The sequence below is a fragment of the Brevibacillus dissolubilis genome, assembly GCF_006170445.1.
In the GTDB taxonomy this organism is placed as follows: domain Bacteria; phylum Bacillota; class Bacilli; order Brevibacillales; family Brevibacillaceae; genus Brevibacillus_B; species Brevibacillus_B dissolubilis.
Genome location: NZ_VCNA01000017.1, coordinates 44,331 through 63,593 on the forward strand (window position 1 = coordinate 44,331; position 19,263 = coordinate 63,593).

Here is a 19,263-nt window from a genome sequence, read left to right on the forward strand (position 1 = left end):
ACAAGAAAGCCACCCAAAGAGGTAGCCTTCTTGTCTTTTTTCCTATACCTACTTCAACGGAAACCTCACCACGACCCGTGTCCCCGTCCCCAGCTCACTCCCCACCTCTATCTCCCCGTCAAAACTCTCAATCAAATTCTTGACCATAAACAGCCCGATCCCCTGGCCGCTTTTGTCCTGATTCATCTTCTCATATTTGCGGAAAAGCATCTGCATCTGCTCCTCGCTCATCCCGACTCCGTTGTCTTCGACGACAAGCTCCAGATGGTCTTCCTTGGTATGGGCGGTCAGCGTAACCGTCTGGCCTTCCTCGCTGTATTTGATCGCATTGCTGAGCAGGTTGGAGATGATCAGCTTGAACCCGATCGAATTACAATTGAGCAGCAGATGCGGAGAGCTAGATACTGATGTGGTGAGGTGAATGTTCTGCGTGCGGGCTTTGATCTCCATGATCGAGATGACCTCTTCGATCAGAGGATAGATCTGCGTGAGCCGCTTTTTCCAGAGGGCATCGGTGGACAGCATTTGCTCGGTATTGATAATATGCGTGATCTCGTTGTCGATCAGGGTGACGTAGTCGACGATCCCTTTTAATTTTTCCTCTTTGTCGAGGGTGTTCTCCTGTGCGAGGAGCAGGGAAGCATAGGCCTTGATGACTGTCAGTGGATTGCGTACCTCATGCGAGACGACATGGACGAAATCCAGCTTCTGCTTGTACAAATCTACTTCGGATTCCAGCTTGGTTTGGGCGGATAGGGTGGGAAAGCAGACTTCTTTGGCCGATTTCTTATAGAGATTAGAGAGAACGAGCTCGTGGTCGGTCATGAGGTATTCGTGTGTCTTCATCATTTCAATCTGGATGATTGATGGGACGATATTGCCGTCATAGGCACAGACGGTCAGGTAGCCGAGTTCGCTTACGGACAGATCGGCTTGGCATTCATAGGTGTGGAGCTTGCTCAGCATGTCCTCCTGGCTCTTCCAGTCGACGTGTCCCCAGAGTCGGGCGGTCAGGTTGTTATGTAAGTAAGGCTGGATTGCTTGATCCAGATTAGCCAGCACACGGTCGAAGTGAAAATCCTCATACATGCGGTAGAACTCGTAGCTGTCGATATACTCAAGCTTATCCAGCTGATGGGGAGCGGCTTCTTTTACTTTTTCGTAGATGAGCTGGAATTTTTCCTGACTCTCGATCAACATCACATGCTGGTCCAATTGAAAGCCAGCGAGGATAAAAGAGACGGCATTTTCGATATAACGATCTTGTTCACCATAAAAGTAGAGAATGTGGGACCCGTTATTGACGTGTAGCTTGTTGGTTAACGGAATCGTCTGTAAGGGAACGGACATGGTAGCCATTGATCTGAACACGCCTCCTCCGAGTAAATGGGGAAAATAGAATCACCTTACGAAATTAAGTATTTCTATTATATATGAAAAATTCCAATAATGTATAAGTTAAAATAGCATATCCACGCGTATTCAACACATTTGGCTGCACTTCGGTGTGGCTTTTTCATTGAACTTTTCCATGTGGTTGGACAAAATATAGGTACGATAGGAGAGGTGACAGGATATGATTCGATTAAGTGCGTTAGACCAATCTCCCATCTCTGACGGTAGCACAGCGGTTGAGGCGTTGGCGCAGACTGGTCGGCTGGCTGTGGAGTTGGAGCGGCTGGGGTATCATCGGTTGTGGGTGTCGGAGCATCATCATACATATAGCTTGGCCGGGTCCAGCCCGGAAGTCTTGATCTCACATCTGGCTGCGATTACGAAGCAGATTCGTGTCGGTTCAGGCGGGGTGATGCTTCCCCATTACAGCCCGTATAAAGTAGCCGAAAACTTCCGGGTGCTGGAGGCGTTGTACCCGGGGCGGATAGATCTTGGACTTGGACGTGCGCCGGGTGGGATGCCGCTCGCTACCAGAGCGTTGCAAGGTGGGAGATTAACTGGTGTGGACAGCTATCCAGATCAGCTGGATGATCTCATCGGGTATCTGCATGACAGCTTGGACGAGCGCCATCCTTTTGCCCAGCTGAAGGCGACGCCGATCGTAGAGACCGCACCAGAGATGTGGCTGCTGGGTTCGAGTGGGGACAGTGCCAAGCTGGCTGCAGAGCGGGGAGTCGCATTTGCCTTTGCTGCGTTTATCAACGGGGATGGCGGGGACCGTGTGACGAGATGGTATCAGCAGAACTTCCAGCCGTCTATCCTGGGGGACAAGCCGAAGTCGATGGTAGCCGTCTTTGCCGTGTGCGCCGAGACAGAGGAAGAAGCCAACCGGCAAGCATCCAGCATCGATCTGTCTCTCTTGTTATTAGAAAAAGGAATCATGCGTGATAAAGGCACTCCTACCGTAGAAGAGGCCCTGGATTATCCGTACACCGAGTACGACTTGTACCGCATTAAGGAAAACCGCAAGCGGATCATCGTCGGGGACAAGGAGCAGGTGCGGGCCAAAATCTTGGAGCTTAGCGAAGCGTACCAGACAGACGAGGTCATGGTCGCGACGATCGTGCATGATTTTGAGGCGAAGCTGCGTTCCTATCAGCTGCTGGCAGAGGCTTTTCCACAGTAAAAAGATATTCGTTCCGTTAGAAGCATATGCCGTCATCTGCGACTGGCATATGCTTTTTTTATTGCAGGTAAACGGCGTTTCAGCATTTAACAATTGAATTACCTGTATTTTCTAACTATAATAATATTAACAATTTTGGTTAAATAAGGAGGTTTCTAAAAATGAACTGGAAACAGGTTGTGCTCAGCTCTCTTGCAGCGGTTACGGTTACGATGGGTGTTCCTGCTTTTAGCGGAGGGGCATCTGCGTTCACCTACGGCCCGTCGTCGATCTTCGAGCAGCTGGATTATGGCGTCTATTGGTTCGGCAAAGGCAATGTCAGCCAAAAAGCGGTGAAGGGACAAGCCAATCCTTACTATGACCCTGCTAAGCCGACAGTGATCTTCGTACATGGCTGGCAACCGCTCTCATCGGTCATGGAGAGACGTGAGGATTTTGATTATGAGCAGTATTTTGTCTACAACACTGGGGATGAGTGGGTGGATGCAGGCTGGAACGTGGGGATTTTCTTCTGGAACCAGTTCGCGGATGAAGAAGAGGTGACCGATGCGGAGGCGAAGATCTGGACAGCGGACGGCCCAAGAGGCATGAGATGGCTGAGAAATGACGAGGTCTACCAGACATTTGAGGATCTGAACCGCAGTGCGTCCGACCTTTTTGTAGAGGAATATATGAATGCGCTTTCAGATTACAAAGGAGACAACATCCGCATCGTCGGGCACTCACTCGGCAGCCAGATGGCCACGCTTCTGACCAAAAAAGTAAGCGACAAAGTACAGGCAGGCCAGCTCCCAGCCAACCTGCAGCCAGACCGTGTCGCACTGCTTGATCCGTTCTGGTCGAAGTGGGGCAAGGGTTATCTCGGTGGTAAATGGACAGGCGAAGTCAGCCGGGAATATGTCTCAGCACTGAAAGCTAAGGGGATTGTGTTCGAGCTTTACAAATCGTCTGCGATTAATGATATGTGGATCGGAGATGAGAATCTGGAGATGCGCCGCATGACTACTTTTGTCGAGTACCAGCCATGGTATATCCCGGCTGTTGACCAGATCGGCCAGCATAATATTGCGACGAAAATGTACTTCTCATCGTTTGGCTTCCAGGCTCCTGAGGTGACGGTCAACTGGCTCGGCCAACGCATCAAGACGGGCAACACCGCGCCAAGTGCTGCGATGTCTGATGCGGAGATTGGCAAGCGCATGGATTCGGGCAAAAAGTGGGTACAGGTGGAGGGACGCATGACCCAGAGCACGGATGATGACTGGTATGAAGTGAAGTCCAAATAAAGGCAGTAGGATAACAAGGCACGATAAAAACGTCGGCATGCTTGGGCTGGCTGATACCAATTAGACAGGAGGGGAAGAGCTGTCTAGCTGGATACGGTCGTCCGGGAAATCCGGCGTTTTTGCTATGGGGGCATATCCAAATGAGTGCGTATCCGAATCAGCGTAGACCCGCCCGCCTATACCCACCCGCCTATACAGAGGTCTTCACGCTCACTTCCCGCAACGCCTCGGCAAACCGTGACACACCCTCGTGGATCAGATGCTTTTCTGCCCGTCCGAATGTGAAGCGGACATACCCTTTCTGCGAGCCCAACACACTCCCCGGCACGAATACCACACCCCGCTTGATGGCCGCTTTGAGCAGCTGATTTTCATTAACCGGCTGCTTCAGTCGGCACCAGAGATGGATACCACCCTCTGGGATCAAGAAATCCGCCTGATCAGGCAAAAAGTGCTGTAGAGATCGGACGAGCAAGTCGCGCTTGGCCATCAGCTCACCGCGGAGCATATCGATATGGGCAGTGAAATCATCGGATTGGAGGAAGGTATGGGCCACCCACTGAGGAAAGATGCTGTGTCCAAAATCAATCTGCTGCTTGGCATCGGCCAGCCGCTCGATCACCATCTGCGGGCCGATCACCCAGCCGATCCGCAAGCCGGAAGCGGCGATTTTGGTCAGCGAGCTGATGTAGAGAACCGTCCCGTGACGATCCATTGACTTGAGAGTGGGGATGCGCTCACCGGTGAAGGATGTCAGACTATAAGGATCATCCTCAATCACAGGGATGCCGTACTCACTCGACAGCTCCAAAATCCGCAGCCTCCGCTCACAGCTGAGCAGGGTGCCGGTCGGGTTCTGATAATTAGGATTGAGAAACACCATCTTGATCCGGTGCTGTCGGTGCAGAGCGGCGAGGTCTTCAGGATTCACTCCGTCCTTGTCAACAGGCAGGAGGAAGGTCCGCAAGCCAGCCGACTGAAAAAGCGGAAGCGAGTAGCAATACGATGGATCTTCAATCGCGACAGCGTCCCCCGGTTGCAGCAGGCATTGGACGACCAGATGAATCGCCTGCTGGGCCCCGGATGTGATGAGGATGGAGCTTGGGCTTGCGTCGATGTCCTTGAGGGTTTTCACATGCGTAGCGATCGTCTCGCGCAACGGCAGATTTCCCTGTGGGTTCTCATAGCCCAAGTGCCACTCGAAATCCTGCTGTGCCATCGCCCGGCGAAAAAAGTCTTGGGGAAACAGATCAGCAGACAGCTCTCCGCTTGCCATGTCGATCAGATCATTATCCTGCGTCTCTTTGCGGATATGACGAAGCAGGGGCAGATTGGGCAAAAAAGAGCCGCGTTCTACCATCTGCCGCCAGTTGGGCACACGGGCGCGGGCGATTCCCCAGATATCTGCACTGACACGGGTGCCGCTGCCTTGCTTGCGCTCGACGATTCCTGCGGCACGCAGCTCTTCATAGGCGGCGATCACGGTACTGCGGTTCACTTGCATTTCTTTGGCGAGAATTCTCTCAGATGGCAGCAGACTCCCCGGTGGAAACTCTCCGTTGGAAATGCGCTGTTCGATCAATTCTGCCAGTTGTTTATAGACAGGCTTTTCACTCATGAGCAGATCACAGCCTTGTATCGGGATTAGAGGTTACCCATCCATTATAGAGAAGTGGATGAGCAAAAAAAAGCCGAATTGGATGGTGTGTTTTTGCCCAAAGCAGGTATGATAGAGGAGTAGGGATAACAGAAGGCCGCGAATCGGCTACAGGCTAAATATATAGAAGAAAGAGTGAGGCTGATATGATTTATGTAGCACTCATTGTGATATTGACTCTCATCGGGGGCATCGCCACGTTCATGATCGGGCTTAATCCCAAGGAAGAAAACTATGGCAAGCGTACTAAAAATAATATGGTTCGTCTGGTTGGTTTTTATGTAATAAGCGCAATCATCCTGCTCGTGATTTTTTCGTATTACGTTCTCTAACAGATTCATGCCAATGGAAACATGCCGTACCTGTTCGCGGGTACGGCTTTTTGCTGTCATAGCCAGAAGGGTTTTCCAGGTAAGAGCGGAATTTCTTCACATAACACAAAATATCTACTCCAAAAAACAGACAGAAAGAAGGTCACCCTATGAAAATCGTCTTAGCATCTGCCCGTTACCCACGTTCCTTACGGGAGGGGATCGACAACGCGGTCCGCCTCATCCGACAAGCAGGGGAGCAGCAGGGCGAGATCATCTGCTTTCCTGAAGGTTATCTCCCAGGTCTGAGAGGGCAGGGCTATGAGGTCGAGCCATACGATCATCAGGCTCAAACAGAGGCTCTCGAAGAAATCCGGTCAGCCGCCCAACAATGTGGGATCGCCGTGATTATGGGCATGGAATGGCAGACCAGCCTTGGTATCCATGTGGGTTCCTTTGTGATCTCGGAAAAGGGCGAGGTCTTAGGCTTTCAGGCGAAAAATCAAATTGCTCCCGAGGAAGAGGCCTACTATGTTCCAGACGGCGTACGCCGAGTCTTCACCGTAAAGGACCTCACTTTTGGGATCACGATTTGCCACGAAGGCTGGCGTTATCCGGAGACGGTTCGATGGGCGGCGGTGAGAGGGGCGCAGATCGTGTTCCATCCGCAGATGACCGGATCCGATACAAGTGGGCCGACGCTGACCGAGTGGGGACATCCCGCTTCCCCGTATTATGAAAAAGCGATGCTTTGCCGCAGTATTGAAAATCATATTTATTTTGCCAGTGTCAATTACGCGTTGAAATATCAGGATTCGGCAACCAGTCTGATTTCTCCTGAGGGGGAATGTATGGCCTATATGCCGTATGGGGAAGAAGGATTGCTGATATACGATATCGACCCGAGCCAAGCTACAGGGTTTTTGGCGAAGCGGTATAAGCCCGAGCTTTACCAAGAGGGTTAATCCCGACTGAAAATAAAAGAAGCCCGGCCAGCCTGATGATAATCACGAGGCAAAGGTAGGGCTTCTTCTGTTCATTATTTCGTCAGATGATAAACGACCGACTCATAAGGACGAAGCTTTAGTGCTTCTCCTGCTGTGCCATTCTGTTCATAGTTGCTGATCAAGACCTGCTTGTTATACCCGGCATAATCGGCAAGCGAGATCGACACTTGATCCTTCGTGAAGTTGTTGATCACAAGCAGCTTCTCATCGCCCAAGGTGCGGGTGTAGATGTAAGTCTTGTCATCAGCGATCCCTTCAACCAGATCATACGTGCCATAGACGGCCACCTCATGCTGCTTGCGGAGCTGGATTAGCTGCTGGTAGTAGCGGTAGATGGAGTTCGCGTCCTTACGCTGTGCTTCTGCGTTGATTTCGGTATAGTTCGGGTTGAGCTTGATCCACGGGATACCTGTGGTGAAGCCGGCGTTGGCGCTGTCGTCCCATTGCATGGGGGTACGGGCGTTGTCGCGGCCTTTGATGTAGATGCCCTTCATGATGTAATCCTCGTCCAAGTCGTCGATTTTTGCTTCGCGGTAGTAGTTGAGGATCTCGACATCACGGTAGTCATCGATGGAGGTGAACTGCACGTTGGTCATGCCAAGCTCTTGACCCTGATAGATGTAGGGCGTACCTTGCATCAGCATATAGAAGGTGGCAAGCATCTTGGCAGAGACCTCGTGGTATTCGGAGTCATCGGCGAAGCGGGAGACAGAGCGTGGCTGATCGTGGTTTTCCAGATAGAGCGCGTTCCAGCCATGACCCTCCAAGCCTTTTTGCCACTTGGAAAGCACGTCCTTGAGATCGGCCAGCTTCCATGGCTGTACGTCAAACTTTCCTTTTTCCGTATGATCGAGGTTCATATGCTCGAAGTGGAAGACCATGTTGAATTTCCCGATCTTTTCGTCAGCATAGGCAAAAGCATCTTTTGGCGAGACACCTGGAGTTTCGCCGACGGTCATGATGTCGTACTTGGAGAGAACTTCGTCTTTCATCTCTTGCAGGAAGTCTTGGATGCCCTCTACATTGAGATGGCCGTCCCATGCAGCTACATAGCGCTTGTTGTCAGGGTTTGGCATGTCAGGGAATCCTGGAACCTTTTTGATGTGGGTGATCGCATCGACACGGAAGCCGTCGATCCCTTTGTCCAGCCACCATTTCATCATGTCATAGATGGCTTCGCGGACGGTCGGGTTCTCCCAGTTGAGGTCTGGCTGTTTGGCGGAGAAGAGATGCAGGAAGTACTCATCTGTTGCATCATCGTACTTCCAGGCGGAACCGCTGAAGATTGATTCCCAGTTGCTTGGCTCCTTGCCGCCTTTGCCAGGGCGCCAGATGTACCAGTCGCGTTTTGGATTGTCTTTGGAGGAGCGGGATTCGAGGAACCACGGATGCTCATCCGATGTATGGTTGGCGACAAGGTCCATGATCAGCTTCATGCCACGCCCGTGAACCTCAGCGAGCAGCTCTTCCCAATCAGCCATGGTGCCGAATTCATCCATGATGTCGCAATAATCGCTGATATCGTAACCGTTGTCATCATTGGGGGATTTGTAGACCGGACAGATCCAGATGACGTCGATGCCCAGTTCTTTGATGTAATCCAGCTTCGAGATGAGACCGCGCAGATCGCCGATCCCGTCGCCGTTGCTATCCATAAAACTGCGTGGATAGACTTGATATACGACACTTTCTTTCCACCATTTCTTATCCATTAGACAGTTTCTCCTTATATGTACCTTAGTATGATCGTTCACTAATCCTTATTATAAAGGTTTTTTCTATAGAATGCCCGAGGCAAAAGAAGTTTAGCGGCTATCCGAGTGATGGTTATTTCCTTCCAATCCTGCACATGTTACTATGAGAAAATCCCCAAAAATCATCAAGGCAAGAAAGGAGGTTCTGACATCATGAGATTTAGCTTCACCCGCTTGCTGTTATGTTTGGTAATCGGTGCTGGTATCGGTACCCTGCTCGCACAGTTTCATGTTCAAATGGACTCGATCTATATGTTTATCGGGCTTTTTGCCGTGATTTTTCTGGCTTTCTATGGCTATACCTACTATAGGCTCTACAACACGAAGGATCTCAAGTGGGTAGACAAGTATATCCGGGACAACTTGAATAATCCTTACTATGCCTATCTGCATCATTATGTAGAGGGTGATTTGTCACGTGCAGAAGAGAGTATCCGCAAGCTCAAGCCAGGCCTCAAAAACGACCTGATCCGTGATCTGGGACTGATCGCGATCTATATGGAAACCAAAAGGTATGAAGAAGCAAGACGATTATCCGAACAATTGAGTGTACCGGATGCCCGCCATTATTCATTGGGCCTTATTGCTTTGGTCCATAAAGACTGGGACGAGTATGCCTTTCACCGTGAGCAGCTCAAGGACAAGCGCTTTCGGCAGATTTTTGAGACGGAAGAGGCTTTTCACCGCGGAGATCTGAAAAAAGCAAAAGAAACCGCTGACCGCCTTTTGGCCCAATCAGGCGGCATTACAAGGTATTTATTGGTAAAAGGAATCGAGCGGAGCGAGAATGATCCTGACCGAACCTTTTATTTTTAAACGATGCCAATGTTTGGAATGTATATTCCTTGCATTGGCATTTTGTTTTGTTTTTTAATATCAGAACCATCCTACTGAATTGAATGATCGTTCAACTAACCTCCAGAGGCAAAATGCGAGTGGAAATGTTACTGCAAACGGAAATCGTCCGTCAACTCCAATCAGCGCCGCGTCAGAATCTATTTACATGTATATCGATTTTGACAAATGATTTCCGGGGAAAACAAAAAGGGCGTTTATCTGCATCGAAATCTTTTTACAAACGAAATAATTCCTTTTCCTATCAATTGGTATAAAAAGCTCAACAATCAAATAATTTTGTTGTGTAAATATTTTTTAAAATTTATGAAGGAAGTCAGAAAAGTTTGTAGAATAGTATTAACAATAGGAATTATAATAGTATTTATTGGATTCATACTTTTTTAGAATGCCAGTCATTACTATTGTGTTTCCTCATATTCTCAGAGGGTAGTTTTCTATCCATATAAAAAGAAAGGGTGGTTTTCAGTGAAGATGAACAAATCGATCGCTGCTCTGCTTTCTACTTCTTTCCTTGTAGGGGCAATGGTAAGCGTTCCAGTTACCACATCTGCTAAAACCGATGAACACAAGCATCAGCACTCTGTTGATCTGGCAACAGTGAACACAGAGCGTCTCATCAAAGCGCTCAAAGCAAAAGGCGTGATCCCAGAAGGCGCAACTCAAGAAGAAATCGACGAGATGGTAGCTGAATTCCTCAGCGATCGCCAAGTTCCACACGGTCTTGACGAATCCACTGAATTCGGTAAAAAGCTTGCGAAAAACCAAGCAATCGTCCAATCCAAAGCAGTAAAAAACATCAACAACGCTAAAGAAGGTCAACTCGAAGCGAAATTCCGCAATGTTCACAAAGATAACATCGTAATCGCGCTCGTTGAGTACCAAGACCAAAAACACAACCAACTCCCAGTTGTGCGTGATTCCATCTGGCTTGAAGACTTCAATGCAGAACACTATGACAGCATGCTGTTCAGCCCATACGGCTACCGCACTCCAGACGGTGTAGCCATGACTACTATGGCTCAATACTACTTCGAGCAATCCGGTGGTACTTGGACTGTTGACGGTACAGTTGTTCCTTGGACACTTGCTAAAAACAACAAAGCTTACTACGGTAAGAACGATGAGAACGGCAATGACCCGGCTCCACGTGAACTCGTTGTTGAAACTCTTGAAGGCGTAGGTAAATCCATCGCTGGTAAAGAAGATCTCTACGACCAACGTGACCCATACGATATCGATGGCGACGGCAATGTAATGGAAGCAGACGGCATGCTCGACAACCTGATGCTCGTACACGCTGGCGTGGGTGAAGAGACAGGGGAAGACGATGATGCGATCTGGTCCCACCGTTGGACTCTCCGCCGTCCGACTGCAATCCCTGGCACTACCCTCAAAGCATACGACTACATGATCCAACCTGAAGACGGTGCACCAGGCGTATTCGCGCATGAGTACGGTCACAACCTGGGTCTCCCAGACCTCTACGATACTTCCCGTAACGGTCATGACTCCCCAGTAGGTGCTTGGTCCCTCATGTCCTCTGGTTCCCACACAGGTAAAGTGTTCCAAACTGCACCAACCGGCTTCGATCCTTGGTCCAAAATGTGGCTCCAAGAAACTTACGGTGGTAAATGGATCTCCCCAACTGTGATCAATCACGAAGACCTCGATAACAAGAAGAAAACGGTAAAAATCAACGAAGCAATCTCCAGCAAGCCAGATGGCAAATTGATCAAAATCGATATGCCAGAAGTAGAAAAACTGCCACCAACTAAACCTTTCGAAGGCAGCTTCTCTTACTTCTCTGACGAAGGTGACAACCTCGACACCCGTATGACTTCCCAAGAAATCGATCTGACTGGTGCAAAAACAGCGACCCTCGCATTTGACACCTACCGTCAAATCGAAACAGGTTATGACTACCTCTACATCAATGTCATCGACGCTTCTGGCAAAAAGCACGAAGTGAAAGTTTGGGATGACTCCACTGATGGCGATTGGGTAAATGAAGAAATCGATCTTTCCGCATATGTTGGCGGTAAAATCAAAGTTGAATTCAACTACGTAACAGACGGCGGTCTTGCTCTGCAAGCATTCTACGTAGACAACATCACCGTTACTGCTGATGGCAAAACCGTATTCTCTGACGATGCAGAAGGCGAGAAAAAATTTGAACTCGACGGTTTCATCCACTTCGATGGCAAAGGTAAATTCTTCCCTGCATACTACCTCGTTGAGCTCCGTTCCCAAAACGGCGTAGACGCTGGTCTCAAATACTTCCGCCGCAGCGACACTTGGTTCACTTACGATCCAGGCGTACTGGTATGGTACTACGATGGCCGTTTCGGTAAAACGCAAGACAACAACACCTCTAACCACCCAGGTTTCGGTATGCTTGGTGTAGTTGACTCCCACCAACGTGTACACTACTGGAACAATGAAGACGGCAATGCAGAGAAAATCGCTGACTCCCGTTACCAAGTTCTTGACGCAGCATTTGGCTTCAACAAAACTTCCGGTATCGAACTCGACTACATCTTCGGTACAATGAACTACCCAGCACTCCCTGGCGTAGACACCTTCTACGATGGCAACGACTACACCATGCCAGAAGTACCTGAGATCGGTAAAGTTCTCCCTGAAGTTGGTCTCCAAATCAAAGTAAAAGGTATCTCTAACGACTTCACCCGTGCAGTTGTTGAGCTGTCCAAAAAATAAGTCCCGCACCAACAAAAAGAAGCCCTGAGGAAATCCTTAGGGCTTCTTTTCCGTGTACGGCTATAGATAGTAGAAAGACTATGCCAGCGCTGCTTCGATCGCCTGAGTCAGTTCTTGGCTGGTCGGCTCTACACGGCTGTTGAAGCGGCCTGCGATGGAGCCGTCCTTGCTGATCAGGAATTTCTCGAAGTTCCATGCTACATCGCCTGCAGGCTCAGCGTGGGTAGTCAGGAATTGGTACAGAGGGTGCTTGCCGTCGCCCTTGATCTCCACCTTGTCGAACAGATCGAAGGTGACACCGAAGTTGCGGGAGCAGAAGGTCTGGATCTCTTCGATGCTGCCTGGCTCTTGACCGCCGAAGTCGTTGCACGGAAAGCCGAGGACACGCAGACCCTTGTCGCGGTATTTTTGGTTAAGCTCTTCAAGTCCTTTGTATTGCGGAGTGAAGCCGCACTCGGAAGCGAGGTTGACGATCAGGAGGACTTGTCCTTGGTAAGCGGCGAGGGTCTTCTGTTCTCCGCCGGCGGTAGTGACTGTGATGTCGTAAATGGATTGGCTCATGGATCAAAACAGCTCCTTTGTCATGATAAATACAGGTTTTACCTCCCCATAGGATACAATTGCACAACCGCGTGAGCAAGGCGGGGAAGTGAAAAAATTGGTTTTTTTTGTCGGATTTTTGTGGTAAACTAAGTAGTGCTTAAGGAAAGAAAAGGCCACAGGTGCGGTAACACCCGTGACCTTATACAATAGACGTTCCCATCGAGGACGGCTTGTACTTGCAGGAATGACCGCCAAATTACTCAGTTGAGTCCGGCGGTCATTTTCGTTTTGAAGAGGCGGTTAACAGGGCGATAATCAATGTGCCGAACGTCAGCATCAACGACAAGCTTTCGTATACTGACATGACCCCACCCCCTTCCCTTAGGGAATCCACAAAGCTGTAAACAGCCGGTTCTCGTGGGAAGCGAATACTGTATCTGGTAAATATTATATCACGGTCTTTGCCAATATTGAATCAAAATGTGTTTTTGTCACAATTGTTAAAGCAGTTTGATTCCGCTGATGAGGATGATGGTGGAGATAGCAATGCGCAGGAAGGTTGTGGGAACCTTGGTAGAGAGGATACTGCCGAGAAATACTCCCGGAATTGAGCCGGACAACAGCTGCAGGACGATGGGGTAATCAACAGTTCCGAAGCTCGCGTGTGCAAGCCCGGCTGCTGTCACCAGTACAAAGGCGTGGGCGATGTCGGTACCGACGACCTGTTTGCCGCTGAGGGAGTAGAAGTACATCAGAGCGAGAGCGAAAAGCGAGCCGCTGCCGACTGAGGTTAGACCAACGATAAAGCCCAGAATAACTCCGATCGCAATGGTGATTCCGCGCTTTTCAGCGGTCGTTTTGAGTTGCCACTTATTCGGTTTGGGATCGCGCTGGGATCTGAATGTTTTGATGATCATGACGATCGGAATGAGGATGAGCGCGACACCGAGGATTTTTTTAATGATAACATCCGTTCCACCGTACAAATGCTCCAGCCAATGAATGACGTTGACAGCTACGACTGCACTCGGAACACTACCGATGGCAAAGTAGAGGGCGATTTGAAAGTTGACTGTTTTTTGCCTCCAATGCTGGAAGGCTCCGAATACTTTGGTGATCGAGTTATACACCAGATCGGTGCCGACTGCAATTGTGGGCGATATGCCGAGCATGATGAGGATCGGGGTAAGCAGTGCGGCTCCACCGACGCCGGTCAGCCCGACGAGGAAGCCGACCATCAGGCCGATAACCGTTAAGGTAATGTCCATGTCGTAACCCTTCCTTGTTCCGTAATTCTGAAACTTGCCTTGCAAACTAATAACAAAGTATGGATATCCGCCTGTTGTGGTGCGAATTCCTCCAAAAATAGGCATGTGCCTTTTGGGGCAAAACCTCATAATATGCAGACCGAAAGCTGTAAAAAAGTTGTCAAGTACAATGCTTGCTTTTAAGACTATGTACGTTATAGTAAAATTAGCAATTCTCTTCTGTTGACGTCACACTTTTCTTTTCGATACAATGAAACTCGTATGACTATGGTGTGATTAGAACGGACCGTACCTCACATAAGAAAGGAGTACGAGGGAACCATGGAACACGAAGCGACGTTAAAGAATTCGGACAGCCCATTTCCATCGGCTACTGATACATTCATTCAAGAAAAAAGTGCAACGTGGAGAGATTATTGGCAATTGACCAAGCCTGGGATCATTCTCTCTAACCTGCTGACCACCTTTGCAGGGTTTTGGGTGGCCTCTGAGGCGTCACCTGATGTGGCAACTCTCATCTTTACAATGCTGGGTGCTGCTTTGATCATCGGCTCCGGTGGGGCGCTTAACAACTACTGGGATCGTGAACTCGATCAGAAAATGCAGCGTACCAAAAACCGGGCTACCGCCACTGGCAAGGTTCATCCGCGAAATGTACTGGTTCTCGGGCTCGTACTCTTGGTTGCGAGTCTGGTGGTTCTCACGTTACTCGTTAATCCGCTTGCAGCTGTATGTGCACTGATGGGACATATTTTTTACGTACTCATTTATACACCTATGAAGCGTGTGACCACTCTCAATACCGTAATTGGCGGAATTTCCGGTGCGATGCCACCGTTGATCGGCTGGGCCGCTGTGACGGAAAACCTCGATCCGGGCGCATGGATTCTGTTTTTGATCCTGTTCCTCTGGCAATCCCCGCATTTCCTCGCATTGGCGATGCTTAAAGTAGAAGACTACCGCAGCGGAGGTCTTCCGATGCTTCCGGTCGTAAGAGGCTTTGCTGAGACGAAGCGCCAGATGTTCTTCTGGGGGGCGGCACTCCTGCCGGTTTCTCTGATGCTTTTCCTCTATGCACCTGTCGGCTACGTCTATCTGGCGACCGCGACCATTCTCGGTGTGATTTACCTTGTTCTTTTATTCCAAGGATTTAAGACCAAGGATGACATCGCTTGGGCCAAAAAACTGTTTGGCTACTCTCTGATCTATCTGACTGGTATGTGTGCTGCGATGATCATTAGTGCCATCTAGTGCATGTTTGACACGTAAATTACAAATTTGCCATAGAAACATCTCTTGCAAAGCTTGAGATGTTTCTTTATTTTAAGATAGGGAACACATAGATCGTCATCCAAAACAAATGAGGGTTGAGAATGGATAAATATTTCAAGAGGTTGGCAGTGCTGTCTACCGTCGTGATGTTCATAGTCATGATTGCAGGCTCGCTCGTAACCAAGACCGGATCGGGTCTGGGCTGCGGAAATGACTGGCCGCTGTGTAACGGGAAGTGGGTCCCGGCTTATACCATTGAATCGTTAATTGAATATACGCATCGTCTGACAACAGGCCTTGCGGGGATTGTCGTAATTGTTTTCTCTGTGTGGGCGTGGCTCCGTTACAAAGGGAACAAGGAAGTGCGGGGACTGGCGATCTTCGGCATGTTTTTTATCGTGGTGGAGTCACTGCTGGGCGCTTCTGCGGTTATGTGGCCGCAGTCTTCTCCGGTGCTTGCCTTGCATTTCGGATTCTCGCTTTTGGCCTATACGGGCGTCTTTTTGCTTACATTGTTCGCGCTGAATCGGGAGCGTTCGGCACCGATGATTCAGACGGAAGTGCCTTTTGGCGTAAAAGTGTACACCTGGTTTACTGCATTGTTCGCTTATGGCGTCATCTATCTCGGCGCCTATGTCAGACATACGGGCTCCAATCTGGCTTGTCCAGACTGGCCGCTCTGTCAGGGTCAACTCATCCCTGATCTGTCTGCGATGGACGGGAATGTCGGCGTCCAGTACTTCCACCGTTTGGCGGCGGGTGTCCTGTATTTGATGCTGATGGGTCTCTTCATCTACATCGCACGCCATTACCGCAATACCCGTCAAGACCTGTACAAGACCTCGAAGTACGTATTTATCCTGATCACTGCACAGGTGCTGAGCGGCGGCTTGGTCGTCTTCACCAAGCTCAACCTGTCGGCGACCATGCTCCACTCCGCGATTATCACCGTGATGTTCAGCTTATTGTGTCATCTCTGCATGCAAGTGATGAAGAGACCAGAGCAGGAGTATGAGGTGGAGAAGGTAGCGGTTGAGCAGGGTGTTGTGAAGAATTCGGGTAAAAAGACAGTAAAGACTGCAACAGAGACTGTGTGACGTAATGTCGCACGGTCTTTTTTTTATTGTATATATCTTTTTTCTCTTAATTTTTTATTTTTACTTCACATTGAGAGGGGAGCGGTTGGCAGGCGGAGGAGCCTTCTTGAAACCCTACCCAGCGAAGAAAACAACAAGGGCGTCTAGCTTCTTCGAATACGCTCAGGGGGAACAGTCTCACTCCCTTGAGTTACCCAGATGTTTTCCCCCGGCCAAGCCCTTGTTGTTTTCGCAGCGGACAGTCTTCCCTTCCTACGAAGGGTTTCAAAAATGGGGACTCCGTCTGCCAACCGCTCCCCCTCTCAACCCCCTCACAATTTGTCGAAAAGTTCCTGAAAAAGGAATCGAAATTTTGACACTTTTTTTGAAATATAGCTAGTAATATATTAACTGAAGTGATAAAATCTTTTTTACAGAGAGTTTATTATTTTTGATTATCTTTTTTTAGCTTTTATTAACAGGAGGGGTTTCTGTGAAAAAATGGGGCAAAAAAGTAAGTACAGCTCTTCTTGCAACCACTATGTCTCTTGGCGTATTGGGTGCGGCGTCTGCTAATCCAGACTCTGAAAATTTTAACGTTCTCACACCACCTATGGACCTCAACATTGTGAATGAGGACTTGCTCATCCAAGCGCTGAAAGACCGTGGCGTAATCGCACCAAATGCGTCTGCTGAGCAAGCGAAAAAAGCCGTACAGGCATATATCAAACAAAAGAGCAAAGGCGGCTCTGTGAATGCACATGAAGGCGGCCACAATGAAGTCGACGCAAAAGCGAAAGATTTCTTGACCAAACAAAAAGACAAGCTGACCAAGCAACTCAACAAAGGTCACGCTAACTTCAAAAAAGGCAAGCCAAACGGTGCTGTGAAAGTGGACGAAGCAAAACAAGCTCCGTACAATGGCGGCGTGCGTACAGACAAAGTTCTCGTACTTCTCACTGAGTTCGAAGACTTCAAACACAACAACGTTGATCAGCGTGACGGCTACATGTATGCAGACGATTTCAGCCGTGAACACTACGAAAAACTGATGTTCGGCGATGAATCGTTTACTCTTTTCAACGGCGACAAAATCGAAACCTTCAAACAATACTATGAAGAGCAATCCGGCGGAAGCTACACCGTTGACGGTTATGTATCCGACTGGCTGACTGTGCCTGGCAACGCGTCTTACTATGGTGACGACAACCCGGCAGGTGGCCACGACAACCTCAACCCAGGCGGCCCTCGTGACCTCGTGAAGCGTTCCCTTGACGCAGCGGTTAAAGCAGGGATCAACCTCGCTGATTACGATGAATTCGACCTGTATGACATGGATGGCGACGGCAACCAAAACGAGCCAGACGGTCTGGTTGACCACCTGATGATCATCCACGCAGGTACTGGTCAAGAAGCAGGCGGCGGCCAACTCGGCGACGATGCAATCTGGTCCCACCGTTGGACTCTCAATGGTGTATACGCAGTACCTAACACCACTGCAAAAGTAGACTATTGGGGCGGCAAAATGGGTGCATACGACTACACCATCCAACCAGAAGACGGTGCAGTAGGCGTATTCGCGCATGAATACGGTCATGACCTCGGCCTTCCAGATGAGTACGACACTCAATACACTGGTAACGGTGAACCGGTTCAAGCTTGGTCCATCATGAGCGGCGGCTCTTGGGCAGGTAAAATCGCAGGTACAGCACCAACCAGCTTCTCCCCACAAAACAAAGAATTCTTCCAAAAGCTGATGGGCGGTAACTGGGCAAACATCGTGGAAGTGGATTACAAAGACATCGACCAAAACGGTATTGCTACCTTCATCGACCAATCTGTAACCAAGTCCAAAAACCCTGGTATCGTGAAAGTGAACCTGCCAGAAAAAGCGGTTATGGGCATCGAGCCAGCGTTTGGCGAAAACTACTACTACAGCACAAAAGGTGACGACCTCCACACTGTGGCGGCTACACCTGAATTTGATCTGACCAATGCAACCAACGCAACCTTCTCCTTCAAATCCCTGTACCAAATCGAGACAGACTACGACTATCTGTATGTAGATGCGATCACTGAAGATGGTCAAACTGTGAGCCTCGACGTACTCGGCGATGAAAACACCTCCGGCGACGGTGCAGATTCCACCAACGGCGAGTGGGTTGACAAGTCCTATGACCTGAGCCAATTCGCAGGCAAAAAAGTGAAGCTCCAGTTCAGCTATGTAACTGACGGCGGTCTCGCTATGGATGGTTTTGCACTCGACAACGCAACACTGACTGTAGACGGTCAAGTGGTATTCTCTGACGATGCAGAAGGCGATGCTACCTTCGCTCTCGACGGTTTCCAAGTATCTAACGGTCTTGATTACTACAAACAACACTACTACCTCGAGTGGAGAAACTACGCAGGTGCGGACAAAGCGCTTGAGTTTGGCCGTGGCGTAAAATACAATTCTGGTCTCGTGGTTTGGTATGCTGACAACAGCTACCTCGACAACTGGGTTGGCGTTCACCCAGGTGAAGGCTTCCTCGGTGTAGTTGACTCCCACCCAGAAGCAATGATCTTCAACCAAAACGGCGTACCTGGTATCTCCCAAACCGGTCGTTACCAAGTCGCTGACGCAGCGTTCTCTCTCGATGCTACTCCAGCTTGGTATGTTAACACCCCTGCACGTGGTGAGTACAACTACCTGAGCCTCCCAGGCGTAGTAGAGTTCAACGATGCAAACCGTTACCAAAACGATATCATTCCAGACTCTGGCCGTATCGTTCCTAACCTCGGTCTCAAATTCCAAGTCATCGGTGAAGCGAAAGACAACTCCGCTGGTGCTGTTTGGATTCACAAGTAAGTAGGATGAGCCTGTAAAAAGGCGGAAGAACCATAACCTCTTCATGGGGGTTGTGGTTCTTTTTTTTATGCTATGCATACG

15 protein-coding genes are annotated in these 19,263 nt (G+C 49.4%); 9 read left to right on the top strand and 6 right to left on the bottom strand.

All coding sequences use genetic code 11. The annotated features are described in order from the left end of the window. Positions 1–48: 48 nt before the first annotated feature. Positions 49–1,359: an MEDS domain-containing protein gene (locus FGI41_RS23255; RefSeq protein ID WP_139492704.1), complete on the bottom strand. Its 1,311-nt coding sequence runs from the start codon at positions 1,357–1,359 to the stop codon at positions 49–51. Between the two features lie 217 nt (positions 1,360–1,576). Here FGI41_RS23255 and FGI41_RS23260 point away from each other — a divergent pair, with 217 nt between their 5' ends. Next, complete coding sequence (locus FGI41_RS23260; RefSeq protein WP_139492705.1) at positions 1,577–2,581, top strand: LLM class flavin-dependent oxidoreductase; 1,005 nt, start codon at positions 1,577–1,579, stop codon at positions 2,579–2,581. 161 nt (positions 2,582–2,742) lie between these two features. Continuing rightward, complete coding sequence (locus FGI41_RS23265; RefSeq protein ID WP_139492706.1) at positions 2,743–3,867, top strand: lipase family protein; 1,125 nt, start codon at positions 2,743–2,745, stop codon at positions 3,865–3,867. 190 nt (positions 3,868–4,057) lie between these two features. Here the strand turns inward: FGI41_RS23265 and pdxR are convergent, their stop codons facing one another. Next, complete coding sequence (gene pdxR, locus FGI41_RS23270) at positions 4,058–5,485, bottom strand: MocR-like pyridoxine biosynthesis transcription factor PdxR (protein WP_139492707.1); 1,428 nt, start codon at positions 5,483–5,485, stop codon at positions 4,058–4,060. Positions 5,486–5,670: 185 nt separating this feature from the next. Between pdxR and FGI41_RS23275 the strand changes: the two genes are divergently transcribed. Together FGI41_RS23275 and FGI41_RS23280 are read left to right on the top strand one after the other, a co-directional pair. Continuing rightward, entirely contained in the window at positions 5,671–5,856 is a 186-nt protein-coding gene (locus FGI41_RS23275; RefSeq protein WP_139492708.1) for a hypothetical protein, read from the top strand. A gap of 149 nt (positions 5,857–6,005) precedes the next feature. Then, positions 6,006–6,800, top strand: coding sequence for a carbon-nitrogen hydrolase family protein (locus FGI41_RS23280; RefSeq protein ID WP_139492709.1), 795 nt, complete (start codon positions 6,006–6,008; stop codon positions 6,798–6,800). A 74-nt stretch (positions 6,801–6,874) separates the two neighbouring features. Here the strand turns inward: FGI41_RS23280 and FGI41_RS23285 are convergent, their stop codons facing one another. Then, complete coding sequence (locus tag FGI41_RS23285) at positions 6,875–8,554, bottom strand: glycoside hydrolase family 13 protein (RefSeq protein WP_139492710.1); 1,680 nt, start codon at positions 8,552–8,554, stop codon at positions 6,875–6,877. A gap of 195 nt (positions 8,555–8,749) precedes the next feature. Here FGI41_RS23285 and FGI41_RS23290 point away from each other — a divergent pair, with 195 nt between their 5' ends. Both FGI41_RS23290 and FGI41_RS23295 read left to right on the top strand, forming a co-directional pair. Beyond that, positions 8,750–9,412 (top strand): hypothetical protein, encoded by a 663-nt coding sequence (locus tag FGI41_RS23290; RefSeq protein WP_139492711.1) that lies wholly within the window; start codon positions 8,750–8,752, stop codon positions 9,410–9,412. Positions 9,413–9,925: 513 nt separating this feature from the next. After that, positions 9,926–12,172, top strand: a complete 2,247-nt coding sequence (locus tag FGI41_RS23295) for an immune inhibitor A domain-containing protein (RefSeq protein WP_139492712.1) — start codon at positions 9,926–9,928, stop codon at positions 12,170–12,172. A 78-nt stretch (positions 12,173–12,250) separates the two neighbouring features. Here the strand turns inward: FGI41_RS23295 and FGI41_RS23300 are convergent, their stop codons facing one another. The 3 genes from FGI41_RS23300 to FGI41_RS23310 all read right to left on the bottom strand — a co-directional run bounded on the left by FGI41_RS23300 (position 12,251) and on the right by FGI41_RS23310 (position 13,983). Next, positions 12,251–12,733, bottom strand: a complete 483-nt coding sequence (locus tag FGI41_RS23300; protein WP_139492713.1) for a glutathione peroxidase — start codon at positions 12,731–12,733, stop codon at positions 12,251–12,253. A gap of 259 nt (positions 12,734–12,992) precedes the next feature. Next, complete coding sequence (locus FGI41_RS25725; RefSeq protein WP_368656835.1) at positions 12,993–13,079, bottom strand: putative holin-like toxin; 87 nt, start codon at positions 13,077–13,079, stop codon at positions 12,993–12,995. Positions 13,080–13,215: 136 nt separating this feature from the next. Further along, on the bottom strand, positions 13,216–13,983 hold the full coding sequence (locus tag FGI41_RS23310) for a sulfite exporter TauE/SafE family protein (protein WP_139492715.1): 768 nt from the start codon (positions 13,981–13,983) through the stop codon (positions 13,216–13,218). Between the two features lie 321 nt (positions 13,984–14,304). Here FGI41_RS23310 and cyoE point away from each other — a divergent pair, with 321 nt between their 5' ends. From cyoE to FGI41_RS23325, 3 genes are all read left to right on the top strand, one after another. Further along, the gene (gene cyoE / locus FGI41_RS23315) at positions 14,305–15,234 is read left to right on the top strand and encodes a heme o synthase (RefSeq protein WP_139492716.1); all 930 of its coding nucleotides are present in this window, start codon (positions 14,305–14,307) and stop codon (positions 15,232–15,234) included. Between the two features lie 122 nt (positions 15,235–15,356). Continuing rightward, positions 15,357–16,352 (top strand): COX15/CtaA family protein, encoded by a 996-nt coding sequence (locus FGI41_RS23320; RefSeq protein WP_139492717.1) that lies wholly within the window; start codon positions 15,357–15,359, stop codon positions 16,350–16,352. A gap of 520 nt (positions 16,353–16,872) precedes the next feature. Next, positions 16,873–19,182 carry an immune inhibitor A domain-containing protein gene (locus FGI41_RS23325; RefSeq protein ID WP_139492752.1) on the top strand — a complete coding sequence of 770 codons (2,310 nt, stop codon included), beginning with the start codon at positions 16,873–16,875 and terminating at the stop codon, positions 19,180–19,182. Positions 19,183–19,263: the final 81 nt, after the last annotated feature.